The organism is Roseateles sp. AC306, assembly GCF_979253795.1.
This window is the reverse complement of sequence record NZ_CEEDEB010000036.1, coordinates 1-8,125: the sequence shown is the minus strand read 5'-3', so window position 1 is coordinate 8,125 and position 8,125 is coordinate 1. Positions and strand designations below refer to the sequence as shown.

The 8,125-nt window shown below is 69.1% G+C and carries 7 protein-coding genes; all 7 read left to right on the top strand.

Annotated elements, in window-relative coordinates; translation table 11 throughout:
* The first annotated feature begins 225 nt into the window (after positions 1-225).
* The 7 genes from AC0IZJ_RS28260 to AC0IZJ_RS28230 all read left to right on the top strand — a co-directional run bounded on the left by AC0IZJ_RS28260 (position 226) and on the right by AC0IZJ_RS28230 (position 7,905).
* Complete coding sequence (locus AC0IZJ_RS28260) at positions 226-1,572, top strand: dicarboxylate/amino acid:cation symporter (protein ID WP_471855580.1); 1,347 nt, start codon at positions 226-228, stop codon at positions 1,570-1,572.
* 11 nt (positions 1,573-1,583) lie between these two features.
* Positions 1,584-2,408, top strand: a complete 825-nt coding sequence (fghA, locus tag AC0IZJ_RS28255; RefSeq protein ID WP_471855578.1) for an S-formylglutathione hydrolase — start codon at positions 1,584-1,586, stop codon at positions 2,406-2,408.
* Between the two features lie 31 nt (positions 2,409-2,439).
* Entirely contained in the window at positions 2,440-3,057 is a 618-nt protein-coding gene (locus tag AC0IZJ_RS28250; RefSeq protein ID WP_471855576.1) for a TetR/AcrR family transcriptional regulator, read from the top strand.
* A gap of 48 nt (positions 3,058-3,105) precedes the next feature.
* Entirely contained in the window at positions 3,106-3,984 is an 879-nt protein-coding gene (locus AC0IZJ_RS28245) for an alpha/beta fold hydrolase (protein ID WP_471855575.1), read from the top strand.
* Between the two features lie 108 nt (positions 3,985-4,092).
* Positions 4,093-5,589, top strand: a complete 1,497-nt coding sequence (locus AC0IZJ_RS28240) for a carboxylesterase/lipase family protein (RefSeq protein ID WP_471855573.1) — start codon at positions 4,093-4,095, stop codon at positions 5,587-5,589.
* A 61-nt stretch (positions 5,590-5,650) separates the two neighbouring features.
* The gene (locus AC0IZJ_RS28235; protein ID WP_471855572.1) at positions 5,651-7,528 is read left to right on the top strand and encodes an ATP-binding cassette domain-containing protein; all 1,878 of its coding nucleotides are present in this window, start codon (positions 5,651-5,653) and stop codon (positions 7,526-7,528) included.
* Positions 7,525-7,905, top strand: a complete 381-nt coding sequence (locus tag AC0IZJ_RS28230; protein WP_471855570.1) for a hypothetical protein — start codon at positions 7,525-7,527, stop codon at positions 7,903-7,905. The genes AC0IZJ_RS28235 and AC0IZJ_RS28230 overlap by 4 nt, the downstream gene beginning before the upstream one ends.
* The last annotated feature ends 220 nt before the right edge of the window (positions 7,906-8,125 follow it).

Below are 8,125 nucleotides of genomic sequence, written 5' to 3'. Positions count from 1 at the left end.
GCCTCTTCTTTGGTGACTTTCTTCTGGCCCCGCAGAAGAAAGTTACCCGGCCGCCGGGACGGACTCCCGGCAATGCATCGATGAGGCAGACCACCACGCAAAGGCAACCCAACATACACACCCAACTTTGCAATCGATGTGGGAAGCCACACTCCCCACCGCACGCCCACAAGCCTAAGCTGCCGCTCAACCCAGTTCCACTCGCAGAACTGCCCGGAGCCGCCCATGCAAGCCACCGCCACAGCCACCCCCACCGGGCCGCAGCCCTTCTACAAATCGCTGTACGCCCAGGTCATCACCGCCATCGTCATCGGCGTGCTGGTGGGCCACTTCTGGCCCCACGCGGGCGAAGCGCTCAAGCCGCTGGGTGACGGCTTCATCAAGCTGATCAAGATGATCATCGCGCCCATCATCTTCTGCACGGTGGTGGTGGGCATCGCCGGCATGGAAGACATGAAGCGCGTCGGCAAGACCGGTGGCTATGCGCTGCTGTACTTCGAGGTCGTGTCGACCATCGCCCTCATCGTCGGCCTTGTCGTCGTCAACCTGCTGCAGCCGGGCGAGGGCATGCACGTCGACCCCAAGACGCTGGACACCAAGGGCATCGCCGCCTACACGGGCCCGGGCAAGCTCCAGGACACGGTGAGCTTCCTGCTGGCCATCATCCCGACGACGGTGGTGGACGCCTTCGCCAAGGGCGAGATGCTGCAGGTGCTGCTGATCGCGCTGCTGTTCGGCTTCGCGCTGCACCGCTTCGGAGGCCGCGGCACGCTGGTGTTCGACGGCATCGAGAAGACCTCGCATGTGCTGTTCGCCATCGTCGGCATGATCATGAAGCTCGCCCCCATCGGTGCCTTCGGCGCGATGGCCTTCACCATTGGCAAGTACGGCCTAGGCTCGCTGGTGTCGCTGGCCAAGCTGATGGGCTCGTTCTATGCCACCTGCCTGATCTTCATCTTCATCGTGCTCGGCACCATCGCCAAGGCGCATGGCTTCTCGATCTGGAAGTTCATCAAGTACATCAAGGAGGAGCTGTTCATCGTGCTGGGCACGTCGTCCAGCGAGTCCGTGCTGCCGCGCATGATGGCCAAGCTGGAGAACCTCGGCGTGCGCAAGTCCACGGTGGGCCTGGTCATCCCCACCGGCTATTCCTTCAACCTCGACGGCACGTCCATCTACCTGACCATGGCCGCCGTCTTCATCGCCCAGGCGACGGACACGCCCATGACGCTGATGCAGCAGATCACGCTGCTGGGCGTGTTGCTGCTCACCAGCAAGGGCGCGGCGGGCGTGACGGGCAGTGGCTTCATCGTGCTGGCGGCCACGCTGTCGGCCGTCGGTCACGTGCCGGTCGAGGGCCTGGCGCTGATCCTGGGCATCGACCGCTTCATGTCCGAGGCGCGCGCGCTGACCAACCTGATCGGTAACGGAGTTGCAACCGTGGTGGTGGGCAAGTGGACCGGCGACCTCGATACTGGCCGCATGCAGGCCGTGCTCAACAACGAGACCGATGCCCAGGCCGAAGAGCCGGAGGCGGTGCTCGACGCGGTCGATCAACACATGGCGAGGTAGAAGGCCCACGGATGGAACTGTTGTCGGAACACGGCTGCTTTGGCGGCACCCAGCGATTCCATCGCCACGATTCGGCCGAGATCGGCCTGCCCATGCGCTTCGCGCTTTTCGTGCCTCCGCAGCCGAAAGCGCTGCTGGTCTTTCTCGCCGGGCTGACCTGCACTGAAGAGACCTTCACCACCAAGGCCGGCGCCCAGCGGTTGGCCGCCGAGCTGGGCCTGGCGCTGCTCATGCCCGACACCAGCCCGCGGGGCGCCAGCGTGGCGGGCGAGAGCGAGGCCTGGGACTTCGGCGTTGGCGCCGGTTTCTACCTGGACGCAACGCGTGAACCGTGGGCCAGGCACTGGCGCATGGAGAGCTATCTCCTCAACGAGCTGCTGCCGCTGGTGCAGCGCGAGACGGGTCTGGCCCGGACCGGGCTGTTCGGCCACTCCATGGGCGGCCACGGCGCGCTGACGCTGGCGCTGCGCCACCCGGGGCGCTTCCAGTCGCTGTCTGCCTTTGCGCCCATCGCGGCACCGATGCGCTGCCCCTGGGGCCGCAAGGCCTTCAGCGGCTACCTGGGCGAGGACCGCGCGGACTGGGCTGCCCACGACGCCAGCGAGCTGATGCGCCTGCAGCGCAGCGCGCCCTACCCCGGCGGCATCCTCATCGACCAGGGCCTGGCAGACAAGTTCCTGGCCGAGCAACTCCACCCCGAAGCCTTCGAGGCCGCCTGCACCGCCGCCGGCCAGCCCTTGAACGTGCGCCGACATGCCGGCTACGACCACGGCTACTACTTCATCGCCAGCTTCGTGGACGACCACCTGCGCCATCACGCCAAACAACTGTTTTAAAATCGGCGCACGGTCGTGCTAAATTCCGGGCATGGAAACCCGCACGGAACGCGCCGAAGCCACGCTGGCCGCCATCGTCGACACGGCGCTGGCGATGGCCGCTGCTGAGGGGCTGGAGAGCCTGTCCATCGGCGAGGTCGCCAAGCGCCTGGGGCTGTCCAAGAGCGGCGTGTTCTCGCGCGTGGGTTCGCGCGAGCAGTTGCAGGTGGCCGTGCTGCTGGAGTACGACCGGCGCTTCCAGCAGTCGGTCTTCGTGCCCGCCATGAGCCAGCCGCGCGGCCTGCCGAGGCTGGACGCCATCATGCGCCGCTGGCTGGCGCGCGCTGCCAATACCGACCGCACGCTGTCATGCCTCTATACGGCTGGTGCCTTCGAGTACGACGACCGCGAGGGCCCGGTGCGAGACCAGCTGGAAGACGGCGTGCTGCGCCTGCGCGCCGCGCTGCGCCGCACGGTGCTGCAGGCCGTCGAGGCCGGCCACCTGCAGGCAGACCTGGACGCCGAGCAATTCGTCTTCGAGATGGACGCGCTCTTTACCGGCCTGCTGCGCGACACACGCTTCCTGCGCGACCCGCTGGTGCACGAGCGTGGCATCCGGGCCTGGGAGCGCATGCTGGCCGCCGCCAAAACCTCGGAAGCGCCCCACTGAGTTTTTTTGCCAACATGTCGCACGGTCGTGCGAAATATGGAGCCATTGATGACCACCCACAACCCTGCCGCCGCCTTCTTCGCCTCACCGGCCGCACGCGGCATTGCCGCACTGCTGCGTGGCCTGCACCATGTGTCGCCGGCGCTCGGCACGCGTCTCGCCATGGGCCTGTTCTTCACGCCCATGCCGACCAAGTGGCTGGCCCGCTCGCGCGCCGTGCCCAGGCCCTGGGTGGAGCGGCAGCTGCCGTTCGAAGGCGGCCACATCAGCGTCTGGCAGCGCAATGACCTGGCGCCCGGCCGGCCCAAGGTGCTGCTGACCCACGGCTGGGCCGGTGATGCGCAGCAGATGCGCCCGCTGGCCGACACGCTGGCCGTTGCCGGCTTCGAGCCGGTGCTGCTGGACCTGCCGGCCCATGGCCGCAGCGGCGGCTGGCGCAGCAACCTGCTGCAGTGGGTGCGGGCGATGTTTGCCGTGACGGCGCGCTTCGGGCCGTGGGACGGCGTCGTGGCGCACTCCCTCGGCGGGATGGCGCTGAGCCACGCGCTCGCCCGCGGCCTGCCGGCCCGGCGTGTCGCGTTGATCGCCCTGGCGCCACCGCCCTGGCAGTTCCTGCGCTGGTTCGCCGACGCCATGGGCACGGGCGAAAGCCTGGCGGCGCACATGCGGGGCCGCTTCGAGCGGCGCGAAGACGCGTCGCTGGGCGACTTCGAGCCGGCCTGGCTGGCCGAACGTCTGGCGCAGCCGACGCTGATCGTGCATGACCGTGGCGATGTGACGGCACCCATCATCGGCAGCGAGACGCTGCTGGCCGGCCTGCGCGCCGGCCGCCTGCACGTGACCGAAGGCCTGGGCCATCGGCGTCTGCTCAGCGACCCGGGTGTGATGCAGCAGGTCGCCGAGCACCTGGCAGCCGCGCGTCCCTAACGGCATTCCCGGGCGGCGGCGCATGATGCGTGCTGCTGACAACGGGAGCGGCAGATGAGCGTTGACGGACTTCGACATGCGCGGAACGGCTTGATCGCGTGTTTCCTGATGGCTTTGTCGCTGCTGGCGCAAGCCATCGCGACCAGCTCCGGTCAGGTCCAGGGAGAACCGCAAGCCGACGGCATCACCGTGTATCGCGGCCTGGCGTATGCCGCGCCGCCGGTCGGCCCGCTGCGCTGGCGTGAACCGCAGCCGGCGACGCCATGGTCTGGCGTGCGCGCTGCAACAAGCTTTGGCTCCGCCTGCCCGCAAAAGCCCGGCCTGTCGCTTGAAGGCGGCGGCGACCCCGGCCCGCTGAACGAGGACTGCCTCTATCTCAACGTCTGGGCGCCCGCAGCCACCGGCGGCGGGCCGCGGCCCGTGATGGTCTGGCTGCACGGTGGCGCACTGATCTTCGGCGCGGGCAGCTTGGCGCTTTACGACGGCATGGCGCTGGCCCGCCAGGGCGTGGTCGTCGTCACCGTCAACTACCGCCTCGGGCCGCTGGGCTATTTCGTCCATCCGGCGCTGGAGCGTGCCGCGCCCGGCGGGACTGCGAACTTCGGTCTGCTCGACCAGATCGCCGCACTGCGCTGGGTGCAGCAGAACATCGCGGCTTTCGGCGGCGACCCGCAGCAGGTGACCGTGTTCGGCCAGTCGGCCGGGGCGCAGAGCGTGCTGGCGCTGATGGCCTCGCCGCTGGCGCGTGGCCTGTTCGAGCGCGCCATTGCGCAAAGCCCGTACGGCATGCCCAGCCACAGCCGGGAGCAGGCGCGCGAGACGGGCATCCGCGTGGCCGACGCGCTGGGCCTGCGCGGCGCGCAAGCGACGGCCGAGCAGCTGCGCAGCGTGCCGGCCGAGCGTTTCGCCAGCCTGGAGGGGCAGGGCCTGTCCCTGGCGCCCAGCCTCATCGTCGGCGATGCCGCCATGCCGCGCCCGCTGCTGGCCGCCTTCCAGGCGAAGCAGCAGGCGGCCGTGCCCCTCATCATCGGCAGCAACAGCAACGAGACCAGTGTGGCGCTGGCCTTCGGGCTGGACCCGGCCGCGCTGGTGAAGCAGCTGGGCAAGGCGCGCATCCTCGTCAAGCCGCTCTACCCCGGCGTCGGCGACGAGGCGGAACTGGGCCGGCAGGTGGTGCGCGATGTCGCCTTCACCGCCTTTGCGCGGCGCATCGCCGTGCTGCATGCAGCGCGCGCGCCGACCTTCCGCTACTACTTCGACCGCCTGCCCGAAGCGCAGCGTGCGATGGCGCCCGGGGTTGCCCACGGGGGCGAGGTGACCGCCGTGTTCGGCACGGGCGACGTCTGCGGCTGCCTGGCCGTGGCACTGACCGACGCTGACCGACGCGCCTGGCATGGCCTTGCCGAGCGTTGGGTTGCCTTCGCCCGGAGCGGACGGCCGGAGCGGCCCGGCGGCCCGGCCTGGGCCGCCGACGGCCTGTGGAAGCCGACGGTGTTGACGTTCGGGCCCGGCGGGGAGCGGCCACAGCCGGGCTTCATGGCGCAGCGCCTGAACACGCTGATCCTGGGCCTGAAATTCGTCGGCCGGTCCCCGCCCGCGCGCTAGCGCCGCGGCCGCGCGGCCGCAGCCACGGGGCGGTTTCAAGTCGCCAGGGGACAATCGCCCGATGGCAGTCCTTTCCCTCACCAACGCCCACCTCGCTTTCGGCCACGTCGCCTTGCTCGACGGTGCCGGTTTCTCCCTGGAAGTCGGCGAGCGCGTCGGCCTCATCGGCCGCAACGGCACCGGCAAGTCCTCGCTGCTGAAGATCCTCGCCGGCCTCGAAAAGCTCGACGACGGCCTGCTGCAGCAGCAACAAGGCCTGACCAACGTCTATGTGCCGCAGGAGCCCGAGCTGCGTGGCGACGCGACCATCTTCGACGTCATCAGCGAGGGCGTGGCCGAGCACAAGGCGCTGCGCGAGCGCTACGAGATCCACGACGAGAACGACGACCTGGCCTGGGTGCAGGAGCGCATCGAGCACATCGGCGCGTGGAACTGGGAGCAGCGCGTCGAGGAGACGCTGCACCGCCTGGGGCTGGACGGCTCGCGGCTGGTCAGCACGCTGTCCGGCGGCCTGAAGAAGCGCGTCGCGCTCGGCCGCGCGCTGGTGGCCCAACCCGACGTGCTGTTGCTCGATGAGCCCACCAACCACCTGGACCTGGACGCCATCACCTGGCTGGAAGGCCTGTTGAACGACTTCAAGGGCTCGCTGCTGCTGATCACCCACGACCGCGCGTTTCTCGACAACGTCGCGAACCGCATCGTCGAGCTGGACCGCGGCCAGCTGCGCGGCTACCCCGGCAACTACGCCGCCTTCCAGGCCGCCAAGGCCTACGAGTTGGAGAACGAGGCGCTGTTCAACGCGCGCTTCGACAAGCTGCTGGCGCAGGAGGAGGTCTGGATCCGCAAGGGCGTGGAAGCCCGCCGCACGCGCTCGGTCGCGCGCATCCAGCGCCTGGAGGTGATGCGCCAGGCCCACGCCGCGCGGCGCGACGTGCAAGGCAAGGTCAGGCTGGACATCGACACCGGCGGCGCCAGCGGCAAGATCGTCGCGGAGCTGGAGGACGTGTCCAAGAGCTACGGCGAGCGCGCCATCGTGCGCGGCTTCACCTCCACCATCCTGCGCGGCGACAAGGTCGGCCTCATCGGCCCGAACGGCGCCGGGAAGACCACGCTGCTGAAGATGATCCTCGGCGAGCTGCCGCCCGACAGCGGCAGCGTGCGTCTGGGCTCCAAGATGACGGTCGCCTACTTCGACCAGATGCGCGACACGCTCAACCTCGACGCGACGCTGGCCGACACCATCAGCCCGGGTTCGGAGTGGATCGAGATCGGCAACCAGAAGAAGCACGTCAAGAGCTACCTCGGCGACTTCCTGTTCTCGCCGGCACGCGCCAATTCGCCGGTGCGCACGCTCAGCGGCGGCGAGCGCAACCGCCTGCTGCTGGCGCGCCTGTTCGCCCGCCCGGCCAACGTGCTGGTGCTGGACGAGCCCACCAACGACCTCGACATCGAGACGCTGGAGCTGCTGGAGGAACTGCTGGCCGAGTACGACGGCACCGTCTTCCTCGTCAGCCATGACCGGCGCTTCCTGGACAACGTCGTCACGTCCACCATCGTCTACGAGGGCGAGGCGCGCTGGCGCGAATACGAGGGCAGCGTGCAGGACTGGCTGACGCAATCCAGGCGCGCCGCGGCCCTGCAGGCCCAGGCGGCGCCCAAGCCCGCTGCTGCGCCCACACCGCCGCCCGCGCCGGAGCCTGCCCCGGTCGTCGCAACCAAGCGCAAGCTCAGCTACAAGGAGCAGCGTGAGCTGGACGAAATCCCCAAGGCCATCGCCGCGCTGGAGGCCGAGCAGAAGCAGCTGAACGCGCTCATCGCCGGCAGTGAGCTGTACGCGCAGGGCGCGGCCCGCATCGCCGAAGTGACCGACCGCGCCGCCGCCATCGATGGCGAATTGCTGGAGTTGATGGATCGCTGGGAAGTGCTGGAGGCCAAGTGAACGCCTTGCACCAGGAATGGCTGGCCTTGCAGAGCCAGCATGAGCGCTATGAAGCTCTGGCGCTGGGCGTGAAGCTGGCCGCATTTGCCGCCGTCGTGCTGGTGCCGGACCCGCGCATCACGCTGCCGCTGCTGGCCCTGCTGTGGCTGCAGGAGGGCGTGTTGAAGACCTTCCAGGGGCGCCTGGGTGACCGGTTGCTGGCCATTGAGCCGGCCTTGAAGTCGGGCACTGGCGACGCAGCCATGCAGCTGCACAGCGACTGGGCCGCCCGCCGCCCGCGCGGCCTGGGGCTGGTCACGCAATACCTGAAGAGCGCACTGCGCCCGACGGTGGCGCTGCCTTATCCGCTGTTGATGGCGGTCTGCCTCTGGGCTTAGGCCTGTTGGCACTACGGCAGCGGGCCGCGTTGTGGCCAGAAAGCTCGCGAGCAAGGCGCAAACCGGAGCCGGGTTGGTCACCCGGCGAGGATTTGCAACGCCGCGCGCGGGCTTTCTGGCCACAACCCGAAGGGAAGGCCATTCGCCAGGGGCCACTCGGCGTTGCACCGCTTGCTCGCATATCAATGCGAGCGGCGCGCTGCGCCTTGATTGGCCCCTG

Bases quoted from the DNA above. Each gene is read 5' to 3' on its own strand.
- AC0IZJ_RS28250 (WP_471855576.1), top strand. From the start codon at position 2,440: ATGGAAACCCGCACGGAACGCGCCGAAGCCACGCTGGCCGCCATCGTC.
- AC0IZJ_RS28260 (WP_471855580.1), top strand. From the start codon at position 226: ATGCAAGCCACCGCCACAGCCACCCCCACCGGGCCGCAGCCCTTCTAC.
- fghA (WP_471855578.1), top strand. From the start codon at position 1,584: ATGGAACTGTTGTCGGAACACGGCTGCTTTGGCGGCACCCAGCGATTC.
- AC0IZJ_RS28235 (WP_471855572.1), top strand. From the start codon at position 5,651: ATGGCAGTCCTTTCCCTCACCAACGCCCACCTCGCTTTCGGCCACGTC.
- AC0IZJ_RS28240 (WP_471855573.1), top strand. From the start codon at position 4,093: ATGGCTTTGTCGCTGCTGGCGCAAGCCATCGCGACCAGCTCCGGTCAG.
- AC0IZJ_RS28245 (WP_471855575.1), top strand. From the start codon at position 3,106: ATGACCACCCACAACCCTGCCGCCGCCTTCTTCGCCTCACCGGCCGCA.